A 23,058-nucleotide genomic window follows, 5' to 3' on the forward strand; every position below is an offset into this window, starting at 1 on the left:
GAAAACAATCTTCATTGGGTGTTGGATGTTCATTTTCGAGAGGATGCATGTAAAATCAAAGCAGAAAAAGCGATGCAAAATCTGTCACTGATCCGAAAGATCTGTTATAATCTTATGAAATTGGATAAACGATTTGACAAGAAGAAAAAAATGACCTATAAAAAGATGAGTATGTTATATACATATCATTTAGAATATGTGCAGGAATTGATTTTTGAGAAAATTGTAGAAAATATTTAAAAATATCCATCTAGGGAAATAGTTCTCTAAATGGATATTTTATGCGGTTGCCCTGGTAGCAGGAAAACTAAAACTTGTGGAATTGTTGTTGATGATGTATAATCATAAGTTGGAATATGAAAAGAAAAGGGAAGACGTCATATGGCAATACCAGTAAAGCTGGATGTATTTGAAGGTCCTTTGGATCTCCTAATGCATTTAATTGATAAAAATAAGGTAGATATTTATGATATTCCGATTGTAGAAATTACGAATCAGTATATGGAATATATACGAGCAATGCAGGAACAAGACTTAAATGTGATGAGCGAATTTCTTTTGATGGCAGCAACACTTTTGGACATTAAATGTCGTATGCTTTTGCCGAAAGAAGTAAATGAGGAAGGCGAAGAGGAAGATCCGAGACAGGAACTTGTGGAGCAGCTGCTGCAGTACAAGATGTATAAATATATGTCCTATGAATTAAAAGATCGACAGCTGGACAGTGAGAGATTAATGTTTAAAGGTCCTACAATTCCGGATGAGGTACAGGAATATCAGGAGCCGATTGATTTGGATAAACTTCTGGAAGGATTGACACTGGCAAAATTAAATGCAATTTTTACAGAAATTATGCGGCGCAAAGAAGATAAAATGGATCCGATTCGAAGTAAGTTTGGAAAAATTGAACGGGAAGAAGTGACGCTTTCAGACAAACTTGTATATGTAGAACAGTATGCAAGATTCCATAGATGTTTTAGTTTTCGAGAACTGTTAAGCCGTCAGCGTTCAAAGATGCATGTAATTGTTACATTTTTAGCGATTTTGGAATTGATGAAGATGGGAACGATTCTAATTGAACAGGATGGAACTTTTGCAGATATTATCATTACATCTCAGATATATAGAAAAGGATAGAAAAATGAAACTCACAAAATTAGAGAGTGCGGTGGAAGCAATTCTATTTGCAATGGGGGATTCGGTTGCTCTTGATAAGATTGCTGCGGCAATCGGGCAGACGCCGGATGAAACGAGAATGATTCTGCGGCATATGATGGACTATTATGAAAAGGAAAATAGAGGGATTCACATTATTGAGTTGGAAGATTCTTTCCAGATGTGCACGAAGACGGATTTATATGACTATTTAATCCGGATCGCAAAACAGCCGAAGAAATGTGTGCTGACAGATGTTCAGTTGGAAACGCTTTCTATTGTGGCATATAAACAGCCGGTAACAAAGCTGGAGATTGAAAAAATCCGTGGTGTGAAATCAGACCACGCGATTAATAAATTAATTGAATATAACCTGATCTGTGAAGTGGGACGACTGGATGCGCCGGGACATCCGCATCTGTTTGGAACAACAGAAGAATTTTTGAGAAGATTTGGTGTTGCATCGCTAGAGGAGCTGCCAAATCTGAATCCGGAACAGGTGGAAGAAATGAAAACAGAAGCAGAGGAAGAAGCAGAGATGAAACTGGATGTATAGTGCAGTTTCATCTTTTTGTTTGCGGAATAATTCGTCTGAGAAATTCATAGATAACTATATATGCAGGAAATTATCCGGGTATTAGGAGGGCGCTATGAAAAAAATATATTGGAAAAGTATTTCGTGGATCATTGGACTGTTGCTCGGTCTGCAAATATGGATTTTGTCTGGCGGTGGGGCGGACGCAGCACAGACAGTACCGGAAGAACTTCAAAATCTGCATGCGCAGTCGGCTGTGTTAATGGATGGGGCCAGCGGACGTGTTCTGTTTGAAAAAAATGGTTATGAGAAGCGGGCTATGGCAAGTACGACAAAGATTCTCACATGCATTCTGGCTTTAGAAAAAGGAGATTTGGAACAGATTGTTACGGTTTCTAAAAATGCGGCAAGACAACCGAAAGTGCATCTTGGTATGCAGGAGGGAGAGAAATTCTTTCTGAAAGATCTGCTCTATTCATTGATGCTGGAATCCCATAATGATTCTGCAGTGGCAGTAGCAGAAGCGATTGCAGGTTCTACAGAGGAATTTGCGGTACAAATGAACGAAAAGGCGAGAGAAATCGGCTGTAGAAACAGTCATTTCATTACACCGAACGGATTGGATGCATCGGATGAAGAAGGAAAGCACTCTGCAACGGCAGAAGAACTGGCAAAAATCATGCGGTACTGTATTAAGGACTCTGAGAAGCGGGAAATTTTTCTGGAAATTACCGGTACACAGGAGAAAACATTTCAGAATATAGAAAAAACAAGAAGTTTTTCCTGCGTCAATCATAATGCGCTTTTACAGATGGAAGAAGGGGCTTTGACAGGGAAGACCGGATTTACCTCTGAAGCGGGATATTGCTATGTAGGGGCAGTGAAAAGAGATGACCGTACATTAATTGTAGCACTTTTAGGATGTGGCTGGCCAGGGCATAAGAGCTGGAAATGGCAGGATACAAAGTCTTTACTGCGTTATGGATTTGGGCATTATCGGTATCGTGAGATAAAAGCCATTCCGAAAATTCCAACAGTGGAAGTAGAAGAGGGATGTAAAGAGAACTCAGAGTTGTTTTCTAAAATATTTTTACAGGGTACGGCAGAAAAGCCGTCCTTTCGGATGTTGTTAAAAGATGATGAGAAAATATATGTGAAGGTAAAAATGAATGAACGGCAAAAAGCGCCTGTATGTAAGGGAGAGCTGATCGGAACAGTGTTATATACTTTGAATGGAAAAATTGTTTATCAGACTCCGGTTTTGGCAAAGGAGCAAATTGACAGAAGAAATTTCTGGTGGGTATTGAAAAAAGTGATAAAAATATATTTGATCCAATATAATTAGACAACAAGATAATAAAGGTCAAGAAGATGATAAAAACAACACTTTAAAGTTGATAAATTTTGTCATAGAATAAGAAAAGACAATTGACTTGATGAATTATACTTGATGAGAAATTAGAAGTGAGGACGATTTTTATGAGAAATTTTGAAAAATATGAACGGATGTATTTCATGCCGCCAGAAGTAAGTTATGATTGGGTCAGAAAAGAGTATTTAGAAAAACCTCCGGTATGGTGCAGCGTAGACTTAAGAGATGGCAATCAGGCTTTGATCGAACCGATGAGCTTGGAAGAAAAATTGGAATTTTTTGAGCTTCTTGTCGAAATTGGATTTAAAGAGATTGAGGTAGGATTTCCGGCCGCTTCAGAGACGGAATATACATTTTTGCGTGCATTAATTGAACGCAAGATGATTCCGGAAGATGTGACGATTCAGGTGCTGACACAGGCAAGAGAACATATTATCCGTAAGACATTTGAAGCGTTAGAGGGGGCGCCGCATGCGGTAGTGCATTTATATAATTCGACTTCTGTAGCGCAGCGCGAACAGGTCTTTCGGAAAAATCGGGAGGAGATTAAGCAAATTGCTGTAGAAGGCGCTAAACTGCTTCAAACATTGGCAGATGAAACGGATGGAAATTTCACATTTGAATACAGTCCGGAAAGTTTTTCGGGAACGGAAATGGATTATGCGTTGGAAGTGTGTAATGCAGTGCTTGATATCTGGAAGCCAACAAAAGAAAAACCGGTTATCATTAATATTCCAACAACGGTAGAAAATGCTATGCCGCATGTATTTGCCTGCCAGGTAGAATATTTTACAAAATATTTAGCATATCGGGAACATGTGGTGCTGAGTCTTCATCCTCATAATGACAGAGGATGCGGTGTTGCTACAGCAGAACTTGGCGTATTGGCAGGGGCTGACCGTGTGGAAGGGACGCTGTTTGGAAATGGCGAGCGGACTGGAAATGTAGATATTATCACGCTTGCTATGAATCTTTTTTCTCATGGGATTGATCCCGGGCTTGATTTTTCCAGAATGCCTCGCATTGTAGAAGCGTATGAGCGTCTTACAAGAATGAAGGTTGGGATGCGCCAGCCGTATGCGGGAGAACTTGTATTTACTGCGTTTTCAGGTTCCCATCAGGATGCCATTGCGAAAGGCATGAAGTGGCGTGAAGAAGGTCATACAGATAAATGGACAGTACCATATCTCCCGATCGATCCACATGATGTAGGGCGACGGTATGAGTCCGATGTGATTCGGATTAACAGTCAGTCCGGCAAAGGCGGCGTTAGCTATATTCTGAAGCAGAATTATGGCATTTCTCTTCCGGAAAAAATGAAAGAAGAAGTGGGATATCTTGTAAAAGATGTTTCAGATAAGGCGCACAAAGAATTAACGCCGGAATGGATTTATCATATTTTTGAAGATCATTATATTAATGCAAAAGGGGTATTTTATATTGAGGAATCCCATTTCCGCAGAGAAAATGGAATCCTTGCAGATGCAGTCATTGTGCATGGAACGAGTAAACATACAGTTACGGGAAGCGGAAATGGACGACTGGATGCCATTAGCAATGCGATCAAACAGTATTTTGGCGTCAGCTATGAGCTGTCTTTCTATGAGGAACATTCACTCACAAAAGGCTCTTCCTCGAAGGCAGTTGCCTATGTGGGTGTCATCTGTAATGGAAAGCATTATTGGGGAACCGGAATCGATGCAGATATTATCAGCGCATCGATAGAGGCGCTGACTGTTGCTGTTAATAAGATCGATCAGATTAAAAATTCTGATGGATATAAAGATGAGCGTATGATAGCAATTATGAATTTTATTCAGGAAAATTATCTGGATGTGACACTGGAAAGTCTGTCGGAGAAATTCTATCTTTCTAAGCCGTATCTTTCCAAATATATTAAAGAAAAAGCCGGAAGTACGTTCGGCGAGATCGTAAAACGTGTGCGTATGAAAAAGGCAAGGACATTGTTAAAGAGCAGCACCATGACCGTTGAGAGCATCGCAGAAGCGGTGGGATATCAGAATGTAGAGCATTTCAACAGGCTCTTTAAAAAAGCGTATAATATGACGCCGATTCAGTTCCGGAATCATGGATAATCAGAAGAGGCACGTAAAAAACAGGCGGGAGAAAATTCCCGCCTGCTTTTTACTTATATTAAATATTAAATTGCGCGTGTGTACTGGCGCAGCCATTCGTTTTCTTCTTCTGTCATATACGGAGAGAGTTTCTCGTAAACTTCAGCATGGTAACTGTTGAGCCATTCTTTCTCACGAGGAGACATGAGATCAGGATTGATACCGTCAAGGTCGATTGGCGCAAATGTGATCGTCTCGAAATACATGAACTGTCCGTATTCGTTCTTTTCGCCTTTGCGTACAACCATTTCATTTTCAGTACGGATGCCGTGAGAGCCTTCTGTGTAGATACCAGGTTCATTTGTAAGAACCATACCTTCTGTAAGTTTTTCACTTTCTCCGGCACGCCCCTGTGAACGGAATCCGGCAGGACCTCGTGGATGTTCAGGAGATAGCCGACACCGTGTCCTGTTCCGCAGCGATAATCGATTCCCATTTCCCACATTGGCTGTCTTGCATAGATGTCAAGATTGATTCCGGTACATCCGTAAAGGAATTTTGCCATGGAAAGTCCGATCATACCGCGTGCGACAGCAGTAAAGTCGCGTTTTAATTCATCACTGATCGGTCCAAGTACAAATGTTCTTGTGATATCTGTAGAACCTTCATAGTAGTTTCCGCCTGTATCATTCAGGAAGAAATGTGCTGGCTGAAGCTGTACGTCTGTTTCCGGTGTAGAAGAGTAGTGCATCATTGCTGCATGCTCTTTGTATGCACAGATCGGAGAGAAACTCTGCCAGAGGTAGCCGTCTTGTTCCTTGCGGAACTCATCTAATTTTTCAGCAGCAGAAGATTCCGTGATCTTCTCAGATGCAACATGGGTTTTTACCCAGTGCATGTATTTTGTGACAGCGACACCATCTTTGATATGTGCGCGGCGTATATTTTCAAGTTCCACTTCGTTCTTTAACGCTTTGAAAAGAATTTCCGGGTTTGTTGCTTCTACAGTTGCAGTATCTTCCGGAATGTTGGAAGAAAGTGCATAGTTCACGCGGTCCGGATCGAAAAGTACACAGTCTTCTTTCGAGAAGCCTTTGACTGTTTCGTAGATTGCGTTGTAAGGAAGAATTTCAATATTATCTTTTGCAAGGAGCGCTTTTGCTTCGTCGTTTAATTTCTTTTCAGAGATAAATAACTGCATGCGGTCTTCGTAAATGATTGCATAAGCAAGGATGAGCGGAGAATATGCAACGTCATTTCCGCGCATGTTAATCAGCCATGCAATGTCATCAAGAGAAGCCAATACATGGATGTTGGCGTTCTTTTCTTTCATCACTTCACGGATTCTTGCGAGTTTGGAAGCGGTACTTTCGCCGCTGTATTTTTCTTCCAGGATAAATACCGGTTCTTCTGCCATTGCAGGGCGGTCTTCCCAGACTTCATCGATCAGATCCATATCGTATTCGACAGTTACATTTTTGGCAGCCAATGCTTTTTTCCAGTTGTTTCCCTGAGTTGTGGAGATGACCTGTCCATTAAATGCCAGTTTTCCATTCTCTGGAAGATAGTTCACAAGATATTCCTGGATCGTCGGCACATCCGGCTGTCCCATGCGGTAAAGGTCGATTCCGCTTCCCTCCAGTTGTTTTTCGGCCTGGATGAAATATCTTCCGTCTGTCCAAAGTCCTGCTTCGTCTTTGGCAATGACAGCAGTTCCGGCAGAACCTGTGAAGCCGGAAATGAATTTTCTTGCCATGAAATACTCACCGACATATTCGCTCTGGTGATTGTCTGAAGAAGGAATTACATATGCATCGATATTCTTGCTTTTCATCAATGTCCGTAATTTCTCAATTCGTTCTGTTACGTTCATTTTCGTTTCCTCCTGTATAAAACATATTACAAATGATATTGTACCACAGTCTAAAAAAAAGAGATATAGTAAATCTGATTTTTCGAAAGAAAAATTTTTAGAAATTTTCAGAAGAAAATGGGGAGCTGTAATTTCTAAATTCATTTACGGCTGGAAAAAGTGAAAATGACAAAAAAATAACAAAAACAATTGCACTTTAAGGAAAAACACCGTATAATGATACTCGGCAGAATTTGAAAAGAATTTGGAAATAGGAAAATGGAGGACTGGGCTATGAATAACAGAACAGCAGAAAACTTCGCAGGCAAGCGAATCACAGCATTGCTCGATGAAGGAAGTTTTGTTGAAATCGGTAGAGAGATCACTGCCAGAACAACAGATTTCAACGTACAGGCAAAGGATACTCCGGCTGACGGCGTTATTACCGGATATGGAGTGATCGATGGAAATCTGGTTTATGTTTACAGCCAGGATGCAGAAGTGATGAATGGTTCCATCGGTGAAATGCATGCAAAAAAAATCGCACATATTTATGATATGGCAATGAAGATGGGGGCACCGGTAGTAGGTTTTGTGGACTGTGCAGGACTGCGGCTGCAGGAAGCGACAGATGCACTTAACGGATTTGGAGAATTATATTTGAAACAGGCAATGGCTTCTGGTGTGATTCCGCAGATTACTGCTGTGTTTGGTACATGCGGAGGAGGACTTGCAGTTGTTCCGGCATTGACAGATTTTACTTTTATCGAAGAAAAAGGACGTTTGTTTGTGAACTCACCAAATGCAATTCCGGGAAATACAGAAGCAAAATGTGATACGGCATCTGCTTCTTATCAGGAGAAAGAGACAGGTCTTGTCGATTTTGTTGGAACTGAGGAAGAGATTATTGAGAACATCCGCGAACTGATCTGCATGATTCCTGGAAATAACGAGGACAATGATTCTTATGATGAATGTCTGGATGATTTAAACAGACGCTGCGAAGAATTGGAAAATGCAGTTGAAGATCCGGCAATTATGCTTTCAATGATTTCTGATAATGGGATTTTCTTTGAAGCAAAGAGAAACTTTGCAAAAGATATGGTAATAGGGCTGATCCGTTTAAATGGAATGACTGTTGGTGCAGTGGCAAACCGTACAACACGTTATGATGAAGAAGGAAACGCCGCAGAGACATTTGATTGTGCATTATCTGCCCGTGGCTGCAGAAAAGCGGCAGACTTTGTGAATTTCTGTGACGCTTTCAATCTTCCGGTTGTGACATTTGTAAATGTAAACGGATTTAAGGCATGTAAGTGTTCTGAAAATAATATTGCAAGAGAGACAGGACGCCTCACATATGCGTTTGCAAATGCAACTGTTCCGAAAGTAACTGTTGTAACAGGAAAGGCTTACGGAAGCGCTTATGTTGCAATGAACAGTAAATCGATTGGTGCAGATATGGTTTATGCATGGCCGAAAGCAGAAATCGGTATGATGGATGCAAAACTGGCAGCAAAGATTATGTATGCGGATGAAGCTGCGGAAGTGATTGCAAAAAAGGCAAAAGAGTATGAAGCGCTTCAGACAAGTCCGGCTGCTGCCGCCAGAAGAGGCTATGTAGATACAATCATTGAACCGGCAGATACAAGAAAATATCTGATCGGTGCATTTGAGATGTTATTTACGAAAAGGGAAGACCGTCCGGTAAAAAAACACGGAACAGTATAGTGAGGTGAACCAAATTGAAAAAGAAATTAAGTATTCTTGTCTGTATGCTTGTATTTGTACTCGGCCTTTCAGCATGTTCCGGACAGAAAGAAACTGCAGAGTATAATCAGGAAGCATTGGCACAGGTATCAGACTTTTTGATTTCGAATTTCTCACAGATGACGGAAGAACAGTTCGAGGCGTTTCACAGTACATCTGAATATGCATTGAATTATACTCTGATGAACACAGGGGTTCCATTAGAAAGCGATGCATTTCTTGCGGCAATGGATGCCTGGCAGGCTGCCATTAAAGAATGTGGAACATATGCTGATCATGGCGACTATTCTATGGAAGTGAAAAGTGACGGAGCAATTTTGAAAGCAAATGCATCTTTTGAGAACCGTGATGCAGTCATGGAGTTTGCTTTTGATGAAGAGTCAAAGTTGGAATCTCTTACCGTGAGTGCAGAATATACAACAGGAGAGATCCTGACAAAGGCAGGATTGAATACAGTGCTTGGAATGGGAACTGTATTTGTTATGTTAATCTTTATGGCATGGCTGATTTCTCTTATGAAATATATTCCGGTAATTGCGGAGAAATTTTCCGGAAAGAAAAAAGAAGAGCCGTCAGAAGCAGCGCCGGTTGTTGTTGAGGAAACTGAGATCGCAGATGAAACAGATGATCTGGAACTTGTGGCTGTGATTACTGCAGCAATTGCTGCAGCAGAGGGAACATCCTCAGATGGATTTGTTGTAAGATCGATTAAAAAAAGAAGAAAACCAGGAAAATGGAATGCATAGGCGTTTTAGGAGGAAATCAATATGAAAAGCTATACAATTACAGTAAATGGAAATGTATATGATGTTACAGTAGAAGAAGTGGCTAATGGCACTGCACCGGCTGCAAGACCAGTGGCAGCACCTGTTGCAGCACCAAAAGCAGCACCGGCAAAAGCAGCAGCGAAACCGGCAGCAGGAAGTGTAGAAGTAAAAGCAGGTGCGGCAGGAAAAGTATTTAAGATTGAGGCATCTGTTGGTCAGACAGTGAAAAGCGGAGATACGGTTGTTGTCATTGAAGCAATGAAAATGGAAATCCCGGTTGTAGCACCGGAAGATGGAACAGTTGCAAGCATTAATGTAGCTGTCGGTGATGCAATTGAATCAGGAGCAGTTCTTGCTACATTAAACTAAACAATTAGCTCATCTTCGGATGTTACAGGAGGTTTAAACATGGAATATATTACAACGACCCTGGGAAACCTCGTTCATCAGACTGCCTTCTTCAATCTGACATGGGGAAACTTTTTGATGATTGCAGTTGCATGCGGTTTCCTGTATCTGGCGATAAAGCATGGGTTCGAACCGTTACTTCTGATTCCGATCGCATTTGGTATGCTGCTTGTTAATATCTATCCGGATATTATGCTCCATGCTGAAGATGCAGCGAACGGAACAGGTGGATTATTATATTATTTCTTCAAACTGGATGAATGGGCAATTCTTCCATCCCTGATTTTCATGGGAGTCGGGGCTATGACTGATTTCGGTCCTCTGATTGCAAATCCGGCCAGCTTCCTTCTTGGAGCTGCTGCACAGTTTGGTATTTTCGCAGCATATCTTGGCGCTATGGCAATGGGATTCTCAGATAAAGCAGCAGCTGCCATCTCTATCATTGGTGGTGCTGACGGACCAACATCTATTTTCCTTGCAAGCAAACTGCAGCAGACAGGACTTCTGGGACCGATTGCTGTGGCAGCGTATTCTTATATGTCGCTTGTGCCGATTATTCAGCCGCCGATCATGAAGCTTCTGACAACAGAAAAAGAGCGAAAGATTAAAATGGAACAGCTTCGTCCGGTATCAAAACTGGAAAGAATTCTGTTCCCGATCATCGTTACAATCGTTGTCTGCCTGATTCTTCCGACAACGGCTCCGCTTGTTGGTATGCTGATGCTCGGAAACCTGTTTAAAGAATGTGGCGTTGTAAGGCAGCTGACAGAGACTGCCTCAAATGCAATGATGTATATTGTTGTTATTTTACTTGGAACGTCTGTTGGCGCTACAACAAGTGCAGAAGCATTCCTGAACTGGACTACATTAAAAATTGTAGCGCTTGGTTTGATTGCATTTGCATTCGGAACGGCATCCGGTGTTATTTTTGGTAAGATTATGTGTTATGCAACTCACGGAAAAGTCAATCCGCTGATTGGTTCTGCCGGAGTATCTGCAGTACCGATGGCAGCGCGTGTATCACAGAAAGTTGGTGCAGAAGCTGATCCGACGAACTTCCTGCTGATGCATGCAATGGGACCGAATGTAGCCGGCGTAATCGGAACAGCGGTTGCCGCCGGAACTTTTATGGCGATTTTCGGGGTATAGGAGACAGGGCATAATTGTCCAGGAAATAGGAGGAACACACAATGGCAGAAATGGTAAAAAAACCAATTAAAATAACTGAAACAATTCTGCGTGATGCACATCAGTCTTTGATTGCGACACGTATGACAACAGAACAGATGCTTCCGATCATTGATAAAATGGATCAGGTCGGATATCATTCTGTCGAATGTTGGGGCGGAGCCACATTTGACGCTTCTCTCAGATTTTTGAAAGAAGATCCGTGGGACAGACTTCGTAAATTCCGTGCCGGATTTAAAAACACAAAACTTCAGATGCTGTTCCGTGGGCAGAATATTCTCGGATATCGCCCGTATGCTGATGATGTAGTAGAATATTTCGTGAAGAAATCTGTTGCAAATGGAATTGATATTATTCGTATTTTTGATTGTCTGAATGACCTTCGCAACCTTCAGACAGCGGTAACAGCAGCAGTGTCAGAAAAAGCAGATGCACAGGTTGCGCTTTCTTATACACTGGGAGATGCTTATACACTGGAATACTGGATCGATATTGCGAAAAGAATTGAAGATATGGGAGCTACATCAATCTGTATTAAAGATATGGCAGGACTTCTTGTGCCGTATAAAGCAACAGAACTGGTACAGGCGATGAAAGAAGCAACAACACTTCCGATTCAGCTTCATACACATTACACATCAGGCGTTGCGTCTATGACTTATTTGAAGGCAGTAGAAGCCGGAGTTGATGTGATCGATACTGCAATCTCACCGTTTGCAATGGGAACGTCTCAGCCGGCGACAGAAGTTATGGTAGAGACATTTAAGGGAACGCCGTACGATACAGGATTGGATCAGAAATTGCTTGCAGAAATTGCAGACTATTTCCGTCCGATCCGCGACGAAGCTCTGGAATCCGGACTTCTCAATCCAAAGAATCTGGGAGTTAATATTAAAACACTTCTGTATCAGGTTCCGGGCGGAATGCTTTCTAACCTGACATCACAGTTAAAAGAGCAGGGTGCAGAAGATAAGTATTATGAAGTGTTAGAAGAGGTTCCAAGAGTGCGAAAAGATCTCGGAGAACCGCCGCTTGTAACACCATCTTCACAGATTGTCGGTACACAGGCTGTATTTAACGTATTGATGGGCGAACGTTACAAAATGGCAACAAAAGAAACGAAAGATATTTTAAGCGGAAAATACGGAAAAACAGTTAAGCCATTTAACGAAGAAGTACAGAAGAAATGTATTGGAGATGCAGAAGTCATTACATGTCGTCCGGCAGATCTGATTCCGGATGAACTTGACACACTGCGAGGAGAAATGGCACAGTGGTCACAGCAGGATGAGGACGTATTGTCTTATGCATTATTCCCGCAGGTGGCAACAGACTATTTTAAATATCGGGAAGCTCAGCAGACAAAAGTAGATCAGACAGTTGCCGATACAGAGAACGGTGCTTATCCGGTATAAGGAAATAAATAATCGGGGAGAAAATCAGAGATTCTGGTTTTCTTCCTTGTTTTTTTTCTGAAAAACATTTAATATAGAAGAGGTATTTTAGAAAAAAGGAAGAGTCAGAATATGAGCAGTAACAATAAGAATGAATTATTGCGGAGAATAGAAGAACAGTACAAAGAACTGAGCAAAGGGCAGAAACGGCTTGCAGACTATATTGTTCAGAATTACGATAAGGCGGTATTTCTGACTGCAGCCAGACTTGGAAAAGTTGTAGGAGTAAGTGAGTCTACGGTTGTGCGCTTTGCAACTCAGCTTGGTTATAAAGGATATCCGGGTTTTCAAAGAGCGCTGGAAGAGCTTGTAAGACATAAACTGAATTCCATTCAGCGTATGGAAGTAACTTATGGGCGTATCAGTCAGTCAGAGATTCTGGAGTCTGTGTTGCAGTCGGATATTGAGAAGATTAAGATGACGATAGGAAGTCTGGATCAGAAAGCTTTTGAAGAAGCGGTGGATACGATTGTAAAGGCGAGGAAGATTTATATTATCGGGATTCGCAGCTGTGCGCCGTTGGCTAACTTCTTGAGTTATTACCTGAATCTGATCTTTGACCATATTACACTGGTTCATACCAACAGCTCCAGCGAGATCTTTGAACAGATGATACGGATTGGTGAGGAAGATGTCGTAATCGGTATTAGTTTTCCGCGGTATTCGATGCGTACACTAAAGGCGTTAGAATTTGCCAGCAATAGAAAAGCAAAGGTGATCACACTGACAGACAGTGTGCACTCGCCAATGACTATTTATTCTTCCTGTAATCTGATTGCAAGAAGCGATATGGCTTCCATTGTAGATTCGCTTGTGGCGCCGCTTAGTGTGATCAATGCGCTTGTTGTAGCATTGTGCATGAAGAAACAAAAGGAAGTTGTAAAGACGTTGGAGACGCTGGAAGAAATCTGGGATGAATATCAGGTATACAGCGGTGATGAACTGAATCAGGTAGATGACAGGATGGAATTAGGATATGAAGAATAAAGTGCTGATAATAGGCGGAGGAGCTGCTGGAATGTTTGCGGCTATCTTTGCTGCAAGAAATGGTCGGGAAGTACATTTATATGAACAGAACGAAAAGCTTGGGAAAAAACTATTTATTACAGGAAAAGGACGCTGTAATCTGACGAATGCTGCCGATATGGAAGTACTTTTCCGGTCGGTTGTATCCAACGCTAAGTTTTTGTACAGCAGTTTTTATGGATATACGAATGAGGACACCATTCGCTTCTTTGAAGAAATCGGGCTGAAGACAAAAATTGAGCGCGGAGACAGAGTTTTTCCGGTGTCAGATCATTCTTCTGATGTGATCCAGGTGCTGCAAAAAGAGATGAAAACTCAGGGAGTGCAAATACATCTGAACACAAAAGTGAAAGAAATTCTTACAAAAGAAGGAAGATTTGACGCGGTTATACTTGAAAAGGGAGAAAAAATACATGGAGATGCCTGTATTATTACAACCGGTGGATTTTCTTATCAGACAACAGGATCTCGTGGAGATGGATACCAGTTTGCAGCGGAACTGGGCCATAAGGTAACAGAGCTGATGCCGGCACTTGTTCCAATGGAGACGGAGGAAGTCTATACGCATGAGCTTCAGGGATTGTCGCTTCGCAATGTAGCAGTAAAGATTTTGAATGGCAAAAAAGTTCTGTACAGTGATTTTGGAGAAATGCTGTTCACTCATTATGGAGTAAGCGGACCGCTGATGTTAAGTGCCAGCAGTATCGTAGGGAAAAGGCTTTTAAAACAATCATTGGAACTTCAGATTGATCTCAAACCTGCACTTTCGGAAGAACAGCTTGATCAGAGGGTGCTCCGGGATTTTGAGGAGAATCGGAATAAACAGTTTAAAAATGCAGTCCACAAGCTCTTTCCGGCAAAATTGATTCCGGTAATGATTTCACTTAGTGGAATTGATCCGGATAAAAAAGTAAATGAAATTTCAAAGGAAGAGCGCCAGAGATTTGTAAAACTGATGAAAGCATTTCCGGCAACATTGACCGGCTTGCGGGATTATAATGAAGCAATTATTACAAAAGGCGGTGTAAACGTAAAAGAAATCAATCCGGCGACAATGGAGTCCAAGATTGTACCGGGCGTTTATTTTGCGGGAGAAGTTTTGGATCTGGATGCGCTGACAGGCGGATTTAATCTTCAGATTGCATGGTCAACAGCTTATGCAGCGGGGATGAACGCCGGAATCGCAGAAGAATAATACGGAGGCAGAGTTTAGATGGGATATAATATTGCAATAGATGGACCGGCTGGTGCCGGTAAAAGTACAATAGCAAAAAAAGTTGCGAAAGAAAAAGGATTTATTTATGTAGATACCGGAGCAATGTATCGGGCGATGGCGCTGTATTTTTTAAAACTCGGAATCGCCCCGGAAGATAGTAATTCGATTGCCAAAGCCTGTACAGGTGCAGAAATTAAGATTGCCTATGAAGATGGAATGCAGCAGGTATATCTAAACGGACAGAATGTTACAGACCGGCTTAGAGAAGAGATGGTAGGAAATATGGCCTCTAAAAGCTCTGCTGTCGCTGAAGTGCGTGAGCATCTGCTGTCGCTGCAGAGAGAGCTTGCCAGAACTGAGGATGTGGTCATGGACGGACGTGATATCGGAACAAGGATCTTACCGGATGCCGATGTGAAAATATATTTGACGGCCAGCGTGGAAACAAGAGCAAAAAGACGCTACCGGGAACTTTTAGAGAAGGGCGAGGACTGCGATTATGAGAAAGTAGCGCAGGATATTGAACAGCGGGATTATCAGGATATGAACCGCCAGGTATCTCCGCTTTGCCAGGCAGAAGACGCGGTTTTCATAGATTCTTCTGATATGACAATTGAGGAAGTAGTGGAGGCGATTAAAGCATTATGCAGATAAAAGTAGCAAAAACAGCAGGGTTTTGTTTTGGTGTAAAGCGGGCTGTAGAGACTGTTTATGAGCAGGCAGAAACAAATCAGGGGAAAAAGATTTACACTTATGGTCCGATTATTCATAATGAGATTGTTGTGAATGATCTCCGGCAAAAAGGGGTAGAAGTAATCGAATCAGAAGAAGAGCTGGCCTCATTGAAAGACGGGATTGTTGTGATCCGTTCCCACGGTGTAGCAAAACATATTTATGATCTTTTGGAAGAAAATCAGATTGTCTGTGTGGATGCTACCTGTCCTTTTGTTAAAAAAATTCACAGAATCGTTGCAGAAGAAAGCGCGAAAGGCAAAGAAATTATTATTATTGGGAATGAAAAACATCCGGAAGTGGAAGGAATCAAAGGGTGGTCCGAAACAAAAGTGACAGTGATCGGATCAAAAGAAGATGCCTGCAGATTTCAGACTTCATTCGATCAGGAGCTGTGTATTGTATCACAGACGACATTTAATTACAATAAATTTAAAGAATTAGTTGAAATTATAGAAAAAATGGGGTATCATATAAGTGTTTTAAATACGATTTGCAGTGCTACGAAGGAACGTCAGGATGAGGCGCTTTGCATTGCCGGGGAAGTTGATGCCATGCTTGTCATTGGCGATAAGCACAGCTCGAATACCCAAAAGCTATTTGAAATATCAAAAAAAGCATGTAACAATACGTACTATATTCAGACACTTGACGATTTGGATTTGAATCAATTAGGGTCCTCGGAAACAGTAGGTATTACAGCTGGGGCATCGACGCCCAATAAAATAATTGAGGAGGTTCAAAATAATGTCAGATTTAACTTTTGAACAAATGTTAGAAGAGTCATTTAAAACAATACATAACGGAGAGGTAGTAGACGGTACAGTTATCGATGTAAAACCGGATGAGATTATCCTGAACATCGGATATAAAGCAGACGGTATCATTACACGCAGTGAATATACAAACGAAACCGGTGTAGATCTTACAACGCTTGTATCTGTTGGAGATCCGATGACAGTGAAAGTTCTGAAAGTCAATGACGGAGAAGGTCAGGTGCTCTTAACATATAAGAGATTGGCAGCTGAAAAAGGCAACGAGAGACTGCGTGAAGCATTTGAGAACAAAGAAGTTCTGAAAGCAACTGTAACTCAGATTTTAGGCGGCGGCTTAAGTGTTGTTGTTGATGAAGCAAGAGTATTTATTCCGGCAAGTCTTGTGTCTGACACATATGAGAAAGACTTAGGAAAATATCAGGGACAGGAAATTGAATTTGTTATCAGCGAATTCAACCCAAGAAGAAACCGTATTATCGGAGACAGAAGACAGCTTCTTGTTGCTAAGAAAGCAGAACTTCAGAAAGAATTATTTGCAAAACTTCAGGTTGGTGATACAGTAGAAGGAACTGTTAAGAATGTAACAGATTTTGGTGCATTCATTGACCTCGGCGGAGTAGACGGTTTACTTCATATTTCTGAAATGTCCTGGGGCAGAGTAGAGAACCCGAAAAAAGTATTCCAGGTAGGCGATACTGTGAAAGTTCTTGTAAAAGATATTAACGATACAAAAGTTGCTTTATCTTTAAAATTCCCAGAGACAAATCCGTGGGCAAATGCAGCTGAAGCATATGCTGTTGGAAGCGTTGTAACAGGAAAAGTTGCAAGAATGACAGATTTTGGTGCATTCGTAGAACTTGCTCCGGGTGTAGATGCATTACTTCATGTATCTCAGATTTCAAGAGCACATGTTGAAAAACCGGCAGATGTGCTGAGCATTGGTCAGGAGATTACAGCAAAAGTAGTAGACCTGAACGAAGAAGAGAAAAAAATCAGCTTAAGCATGAAAGCATTAGAACCAGAGACAACATCTGAAGAAACAGCAGAAGAAGAATAAGACTGAATAATGCGAAGGACTGTACAGAAGTGTACAGTCCTTTTTATATATTGACGAAAAAATATCAATTTCATGGCTTTTTTGTATGTTAAAATGTACAATATTTTTTGCGTGGAAAACTGGATTTTTATATTGCTTTTGCCTATAATAGAGAAGGATAAGACTTAAAGAGAAAGGATAATGGGGTATGAAGCTTGTAACATTTAAAGGTGGTGTTCATCCGAATGATGGCAAAAGTCTCGCCAAAGACAAAGCCATTCAGGTATTGAAACCGAAAGGGACTCTTGTATACCCTCTTTCACAGCATATAGGTGCGCCTGCACAGGCAATCGTTTCTGTTGGTGATAGAGTGTTGAAAGGGCAAAAGATTGCTGAAAGCAGTGGATTTGTATCATCACCGATTTACGCATCTGTTTCCGGTACGGTAAAAGCAATTGAGCCGAGATATAATCCGACAGGTGCAAAGGTAAACAGTATTGTGATCGAAAATGATGAACAGTATGAAGAAGTAACCTATGAAGAGCGAAAACCGCTGATCTACATGACAAAAGAAGAAATTCTTAATATCATTGCAGATGCGGGGATCGTTGGAATGGGGGGTGCAGGTTTCCCGACAAGGGTAAAACTGTCTCCGAAAGAACCTGAAAAGATAGATTATATTATTGCAAACTGTGCAGAGTGTGAACCGTATATTACGGCGGACTATCGCAGAATGCTGGAAAATCCGGATGAGCTTATCAGCGGTCTGAAGGTTGTTCTTCAGCTATTTGATAATGCTACAGGAATTTTGGCGATAGAAGATAATAAATCAGACTGTATCCAACGGTTAGAAGAGCTTGTTCAGAATGAACCGCGAATCAAAGTAGTAGCACTTCAGACAAAGTATCCGCAGGGTGCAGAGCGTCAATTGATTTATGCCTCTACAGGCAGAGCGATCAATTCAAGCATGCTGCCGGCAGATGCAGGCTGTGTAGTAGATAATGTGGAGACATTGATCAGCATTCATCGGGCAATCATTACCGGAAAACCATTAATGGAACGAGTAGTAACAGTAAGTGGAGATGCTGTAAATGAACCTGGCAATTTCCTTGTTCCACTCGGAATGAATCAAAATGAATTGATTGAAGCGGCAGGAGGATTCAAAGGGGAACCGGAAAAAATTATTTCCGGCGGACCAATGATGGGATTTGCTATGTTTACGACAGATACGCCTGTGACTAAGACATCTTCTGCAATTCTCGGATTTACAGAAGATGAAGTTGCAAAACAGGAAGCAACGGCCTGCATTAACTGCGGACGATGTGTAGATGCGTGTCCGAGTCGGATTATTCCGTCAAGACTTGCAGATTTTGCAGAGCGGATGGATGAGTCTTCTTTCGTAAAATGGGAAGGGCTGGAATGTGTAGAGTGCGGTTCCTGCAGCTATGTTTGTCCGGCAAAACGTCATTTAAAGCAGGCAATCGGATCCATGAGAAAAATCGCTTTATCGCATAAAAAGAAATAGAGAGAAAGGGTAGGAATACGGGCGTGAGTGAACAATATCATCTTTCATCATCTCCGCATGTCCGGGATAAAATTACGACAAGCAATATTATGCTTATGGTAACAATTGCATTGTTGCCGGCAGCAGCATTTGGCGTATTTAATTTTGGACTTCCGGCATTGTGGAATATTATCGTGACGACAGCAGCAGCAGTTTTGACAGAATATGTTTATGAAAAGCTGATGCATAAGAAAATAACTATCAATGATTTCAGTGCAGTTGTAACAGGGCTTTTGCTGGCACTGAACCTTCCGCCGACAGCGCCGCTCTGGATGGGAGCGCTTGGAAGTGTTTTTGCAATTCTTGTTGTAAAACAGCTGTTTGGAGGATTAGGACAGAATTTCATGAACCCTGCGCTTGGTGCAAGGTGTTTCCTTTTGATTTCTTTTACTGGAAGAATGACAACATTTATGTATGATGGTGTGACATCAGCAACACCTTTGGCACAGATGCGATCTGACGGAAGTCTTGAAGGAGTCAATACATTCAAAATGCTTCTTGGAACGATTCCGGGAACGATTGGTGAGACTTCTGTTATTGCAATTATGATTGGTGCGATCTTCCTCCTGCTTCTTGGCATCATCGATCTTCGCATCCCTGGTACATATATTGCTACATTTGTGATCTTTATCAGTATTTTTGGCGGACATGGATTTGATCCGCAGTTTATTACAGCACATCTGTGCGGCGGCGGTCTGATGCTCGGTGCATGGTTCATGGCAACGGATTATGTAACTTCACCGATTACAAAGAGAGGGCAAATTGTATATGGCATGCTGCTTGGTATCCTGACAGGATTGTTCCGTCTCTTCGGCGGTTCTGCAGAAGGTGTATCTTATGCGATCATTATCAGCAATATGCTTGTACCGTTGATTGAGAAGGTAACTCTTCCAAAACCATTTGGTAAAGGAGGAGAGAAATAATGAATAAGATTATGAAAAATACGTTGATTCTGACAGCGATCACACTTGTATCCGGTTTGCTGCTTGGGATCGTATATGAAGTAACGAAAGAACCGATTGCTGCCTCTCAGGAAGCAGCGAAACAGGAAGCCTATCGTCAGGTACTTCCGGAGGCAGATGCATTTGAGCCAATGACAGTTGATGTAAATGAAGCTGCAGCAGCTGTTGAACAGGCGACGATTGGCGGAGCAGCTGTAAATGCTGTTATTGATGAAGCAGCAAAAGCACTTAGCGGAAGCGAAGAAATCGGATATGTAGTGACGGTGACAGATAAAGAAGGATATGGTGGAAATATTCAGATTTCTGTCGGAATTCTGTCCGATGGAACTTTGAATGGAATTTCAATTCTGTCAATCAGCGAAACTGCAGGTCTTGGTATGAATGCGCAGGAACCGGAGTTTTACGAACAGTTTTCAGGAAAACAGGCTGCTCAGTTTGAAGTAACAAAAAATGGCGCAGCATCAGATTCTGAAATCGATGCGATCAGTGGTGCAACGATTACATCGAAAGCTGTTACCGGTGGAGTAAATGCAGCATTAGCCTATTATCAAAATGTGTTAGGAGGCAGTGTCAATGAATAAATGTACAGAGAGACTATGGAATGGTCTCGTAAAAGAAAATCCTACGTTTGTCCTGATGCTCGGTATGTGTCCGACACTTGCGGTAACAACATCCGCAGTCAATGGAGTGGGAATGGGTCTTTCTACAACAGTAGTACTTGTATTATCGAATATGCTGATCTCCATGTTACGGAAAATTATTCCGGATTCTGTCAGAATGCCGGCATTTATCGTTGTTGTTGCATCATTTGTAACGATTGTGCAGTTTCTTCTGCAGGGATTTGTGCCAAGTTTATATGCTTCTCTCGGGCTCTATATTCCGTTGATCGTTGTAAACTGCATTATTCTGGGACGTGCAGAGAGTTATGCTTCAAAAAACCCGGTACTTCCATCTATTTTTGACGGAATCGGAATGGGGCTTGGTTTTACAGTGGGGCTGACAGCGATCGGTATTGTCCGTGAACTTATTGGAGCCGGTCAGATTTTTGGATTTCAGGTAATGCCGTCTGCTTATGAGCCGGTTACAATCTTTATTTTAGCGCCGGGAGCATTTCTTGTACTTGCAGGACTTGTGGCAGTACAGAATAAAGTAAAAGCCAATGCGGCTAAGAAAAACAAGGCAGCAGCACCATCAGAAGGCGGATGTCCGGAGGGAGGATGTGCTTCCTGCAAAGGATGTACAGGTAATATCTTCCCGACAGGTCAGGAAAAGGAGTAGTGAGCTATGAAAGAATTATTGATCATTGCGATTGGTTCTGCACTTGTAAATAACGTTGTACTCAGCCAGTTCTTAGGAATCTGTCCATTTCTTGGGGTATCCAAGAAAGTTGAGACAGCTGCCGGAATGGGAGGCGCTGTTGTATTCGTTATAACAATCGCATCATTTGTAACAGGACTGATCTATAAATATATTCTGGCGAATCCTGCAATTCTCGGAGGAAAACTGGTTTATCTGCAGACAATTGTTTTCATCCTTGTAATTGCATGTCTCGTACAGTTTGTAGAAATGTTTTTAAAGAAAGCCATGCCGTCATTGTATCAGGCATTGGGAGTATACCTCCCGCTGATCACAACAAACTGCGCTGTACTTGGAGTTGCACTGACAAATGTGCAGAAAGAGTACAATGTTTTAACAGGTGTGATCAATGGTTTCGGCACAGCAATCGGATTTCTTGTTGCGATTGTAATTATGGCAGGAATTAGAGAGAAAGTTGACAATAATACCGGAATTCCGGAAGCATTTAAAGGAACACCGATCGTTCTTGTAACGGCAGCGCTGATGTCTATTGCTTTCTTTGGTTTTTCCGGACTGATATAGGAGGAATAGAAAAATGATCATGGGAATTATTTTAGCCGCAGTGATTGTTGGCGGTACCGGATTATTTATTGGCGTTTTCCTCGGAGTAGCCGGCAAAAAATTTGCTGTTGAAGTGGATCCGCGAGAAGAAGAAATCGGAAGTGTTCTTCCGGGAAATAACTGCGGAGGCTGCGGGTATGCAGGATGTTCAGGACTGGCAGCTGCAATTGTGAAAGGAGAAGCGCCGGTTGGGGCTTGTCCGGTAGGCGGAGCGCCTGTAGCTGAGAAAATTGCTGAGATTATGGGAGAGAATGTCGGAGAATCTGTCCGCATGACGGCATTTGTAAAATGTGCCGGAACATGTGAAAAGGCAAAACAGAAATATGATTATACAGGTATTGAAGACTGTGTAATGGCTGGAATGATGCAAAATGGGGGGCCAAAAGGATGTACTTACGGGTGTCTTGGCTTCGGCTCCTGCGTAAAGGCATGTCCATTTGATGCAATCCACATCGTTGATGGTGTAGCAGTTGTAGATAAAGAGGCATGCAAATCCTGTGGAAAATGTGTAGTAGCATGTCCGAAAGGATTGATTGAGCTTGTTCCATATGAACAGAAGCATCTTGTACAGTGCAGTTCCAAAGACAAAGGAAAAGATGTCATGGCAGTATGTTCTGTTGGATGTATCGGATGCCGTATGTGTCAGAAAGTATGTGAATTTGATGCAGTCACAGTTGAAAATAATATTGCTCATATCGATCCGGAGAAATGTACCGGATGTGGAAAATGTGCAGAGAAATGTCCAAAGAAAATCATTTTATAAAAAAGGCAAAAAAAGTTCAGAGGACAAAGCAGTATCGCAGACGCTCACCGGGAGAGGTTCTGCGTACTGCCCTGCAGCTTGTTAGGGAAGATATCCGTGCATATGGTCTGGCAGTTGTGATCATTGCCGGATATCTTTTCTTTTGTTTGAAATTTTTTTACAGCAGCTGTCCGATTGTAATGCTGACCGGCTTTCCCTGTCCCGGATGCGGATTAACGAGAGCAGGAATAGCACTGCTTCATTTTCGGTTTGCAGAAGCATTTCACATGCATCCGATGATCTATCCGATTGCAGTATTCGTGCTGGTGTTTTTGATTTGCCGTTATCTTTTGCAGAAACCTACTCGCTTTCTTCTGAAATATGTGGTTCTGATCCTGGCAGCACTGGGAATTCTTTATGTATATCGAATGTTGAAATACTTTCCGAATCATGAGCCGATGACTTATTACTATGGAGCTGTATTTCGATTTTTGTAAGAAACGGTAGTTTT

21 protein-coding genes and 2 pseudogenes are annotated in these 23,058 nt (G+C 41.8%); 22 read left to right on the forward strand and 1 reads right to left on the reverse strand.

Annotation, left to right across the window (positions count from 1 at the left end):
• The 5 genes and pseudogenes from DWX73_RS13515 to DWX73_RS04245 all read left to right on the forward strand — a co-directional run.
• Positions 1 to 240 (forward strand): annotated as a pseudogene (locus DWX73_RS13515) (hypothetical protein); the annotation flags it as partial.
• A gap of 141 nt (positions 241 to 381) precedes the next feature.
• On the forward strand, positions 382 to 1,137 hold the full coding sequence (locus DWX73_RS04230; protein WP_118347167.1) for a segregation and condensation protein A: 756 nt from the start codon (positions 382 to 384) through the stop codon (positions 1,135 to 1,137).
• A gap of 4 nt (positions 1,138 to 1,141) precedes the next feature.
• Positions 1,142 to 1,711 (forward strand): SMC-Scp complex subunit ScpB, encoded by a 570-nt coding sequence (scpB, locus tag DWX73_RS04235; protein ID WP_118347170.1) that lies wholly within the window; start codon positions 1,142 to 1,144, stop codon positions 1,709 to 1,711.
• A gap of 94 nt (positions 1,712 to 1,805) precedes the next feature.
• Positions 1,806 to 3,035 (forward strand): D-alanyl-D-alanine carboxypeptidase family protein, encoded by a 1,230-nt coding sequence (locus DWX73_RS04240; RefSeq protein WP_118347172.1) that lies wholly within the window; start codon positions 1,806 to 1,808, stop codon positions 3,033 to 3,035.
• 134 nt (positions 3,036 to 3,169) lie between these two features.
• On the forward strand, positions 3,170 to 5,158 hold the full coding sequence (locus tag DWX73_RS04245) for a 2-isopropylmalate synthase (protein WP_118347174.1): 1,989 nt from the start codon (positions 3,170 to 3,172) through the stop codon (positions 5,156 to 5,158).
• Between the two features lie 65 nt (positions 5,159 to 5,223).
• Here the strand turns inward: DWX73_RS04245 and DWX73_RS04250 are convergent.
• Positions 5,224 to 7,010, reverse strand: a pseudogene (locus tag DWX73_RS04250) (aminopeptidase P family protein).
• A gap of 273 nt (positions 7,011 to 7,283) precedes the next feature.
• Between DWX73_RS04250 and DWX73_RS04255 the strand changes: the two are divergent.
• The 17 genes from DWX73_RS04255 to DWX73_RS04335 all read left to right on the forward strand — a co-directional run bounded on the left by DWX73_RS04255 (position 7,284) and on the right by DWX73_RS04335 (position 23,044).
• A complete protein-coding gene (locus DWX73_RS04255; RefSeq protein WP_118347176.1) occupies positions 7,284 to 8,720 on the forward strand; it encodes an acyl-CoA carboxylase subunit beta in 1,437 nt (478 codons plus the stop codon).
• 14 nt (positions 8,721 to 8,734) lie between these two features.
• Positions 8,735 to 9,505 (forward strand): OadG family transporter subunit, encoded by a 771-nt coding sequence (locus DWX73_RS04260; RefSeq protein WP_118347178.1) that lies wholly within the window; start codon positions 8,735 to 8,737, stop codon positions 9,503 to 9,505.
• Between the two features lie 21 nt (positions 9,506 to 9,526).
• Positions 9,527 to 9,895, forward strand: a complete 369-nt coding sequence (locus tag DWX73_RS04265) for a biotin/lipoyl-containing protein (RefSeq protein WP_118347180.1) — start codon at positions 9,527 to 9,529, stop codon at positions 9,893 to 9,895.
• A 39-nt stretch (positions 9,896 to 9,934) separates the two neighbouring features.
• Positions 9,935 to 11,083 carry a sodium ion-translocating decarboxylase subunit beta gene (locus DWX73_RS04270; protein ID WP_118347182.1) on the forward strand — a complete coding sequence of 383 codons (1,149 nt, stop codon included), beginning with the start codon at positions 9,935 to 9,937 and terminating at the stop codon, positions 11,081 to 11,083.
• Between the two features lie 41 nt (positions 11,084 to 11,124).
• Complete coding sequence (locus tag DWX73_RS04275; RefSeq protein WP_118347184.1) at positions 11,125 to 12,537, forward strand: oxaloacetate decarboxylase subunit alpha; 1,413 nt, start codon at positions 11,125 to 11,127, stop codon at positions 12,535 to 12,537.
• 111 nt (positions 12,538 to 12,648) lie between these two features.
• Complete coding sequence (locus DWX73_RS04280; RefSeq protein ID WP_118347186.1) at positions 12,649 to 13,563, forward strand: MurR/RpiR family transcriptional regulator; 915 nt, start codon at positions 12,649 to 12,651, stop codon at positions 13,561 to 13,563.
• Positions 13,553 to 14,797: an NAD(P)/FAD-dependent oxidoreductase gene (locus tag DWX73_RS04285; protein WP_118347188.1), complete on the forward strand. Its 1,245-nt coding sequence runs from the start codon at positions 13,553 to 13,555 to the stop codon at positions 14,795 to 14,797. Before DWX73_RS04280 ends, DWX73_RS04285 begins: the two co-directional genes overlap by 11 nt.
• Before the next feature lie 18 nt (positions 14,798 to 14,815).
• Positions 14,816 to 15,472 carry a (d)CMP kinase gene (gene cmk / locus DWX73_RS04290; protein WP_118347190.1) on the forward strand — a complete coding sequence of 219 codons (657 nt, stop codon included), beginning with the start codon at positions 14,816 to 14,818 and terminating at the stop codon, positions 15,470 to 15,472.
• Positions 15,463 to 16,317: a 4-hydroxy-3-methylbut-2-enyl diphosphate reductase gene (ispH, locus tag DWX73_RS04295; protein WP_118347192.1), complete on the forward strand. Its 855-nt coding sequence runs from the start codon at positions 15,463 to 15,465 to the stop codon at positions 16,315 to 16,317. Before cmk ends, ispH begins: the two co-directional genes overlap by 10 nt.
• The gene (gene rpsA / locus DWX73_RS04300) at positions 16,298 to 17,383 is read left to right on the forward strand and encodes a 30S ribosomal protein S1 (RefSeq protein ID WP_118347194.1); all 1,086 of its coding nucleotides are present in this window, start codon (positions 16,298 to 16,300) and stop codon (positions 17,381 to 17,383) included. Before ispH ends, rpsA begins: the two co-directional genes overlap by 20 nt.
• Positions 17,384 to 17,570: 187 nt before the next feature.
• Positions 17,571 to 18,887, forward strand: a complete 1,317-nt coding sequence (gene rsxC, locus DWX73_RS04305; RefSeq protein WP_118347196.1) for an electron transport complex subunit RsxC — start codon at positions 17,571 to 17,573, stop codon at positions 18,885 to 18,887.
• 23 nt (positions 18,888 to 18,910) lie between these two features.
• Positions 18,911 to 19,849: an RnfABCDGE type electron transport complex subunit D gene (locus tag DWX73_RS04310; RefSeq protein ID WP_118347198.1), complete on the forward strand. Its 939-nt coding sequence runs from the start codon at positions 18,911 to 18,913 to the stop codon at positions 19,847 to 19,849.
• Entirely contained in the window at positions 19,849 to 20,469 is a 621-nt protein-coding gene (locus DWX73_RS04315) for an RnfABCDGE type electron transport complex subunit G (protein ID WP_118347201.1), read from the forward strand. The genes DWX73_RS04310 and DWX73_RS04315 overlap by 1 nt, the downstream gene beginning before the upstream one ends.
• On the forward strand, positions 20,462 to 21,166 hold the full coding sequence (gene rsxE / locus DWX73_RS04320; RefSeq protein ID WP_118347203.1) for an electron transport complex subunit RsxE: 705 nt from the start codon (positions 20,462 to 20,464) through the stop codon (positions 21,164 to 21,166). Before DWX73_RS04315 ends, rsxE begins: the two co-directional genes overlap by 8 nt.
• Positions 21,167 to 21,172: 6 nt before the next feature.
• On the forward strand, positions 21,173 to 21,766 hold the full coding sequence (locus DWX73_RS04325; RefSeq protein WP_118347205.1) for an electron transport complex protein RnfA: 594 nt from the start codon (positions 21,173 to 21,175) through the stop codon (positions 21,764 to 21,766).
• Between the two features lie 13 nt (positions 21,767 to 21,779).
• A complete protein-coding gene (locus DWX73_RS04330) occupies positions 21,780 to 22,568 on the forward strand; it encodes an RnfABCDGE type electron transport complex subunit B (protein ID WP_118347208.1) in 789 nt (262 codons plus the stop codon).
• Entirely contained in the window at positions 22,532 to 23,044 is a 513-nt protein-coding gene (locus DWX73_RS04335) for a DUF2752 domain-containing protein (RefSeq protein WP_158556824.1), read from the forward strand. Before DWX73_RS04330 ends, DWX73_RS04335 begins: the two co-directional genes overlap by 37 nt.
• Positions 23,045 to 23,058: the final 14 nt, after the last annotated feature.

Origin of the sequence: Coprococcus sp. AF21-14LB, assembly GCF_003458885.1 — a bacterium.
Taxonomy (GTDB): Bacteria; Bacillota; Clostridia; order Lachnospirales; family Lachnospiraceae; genus UBA9414.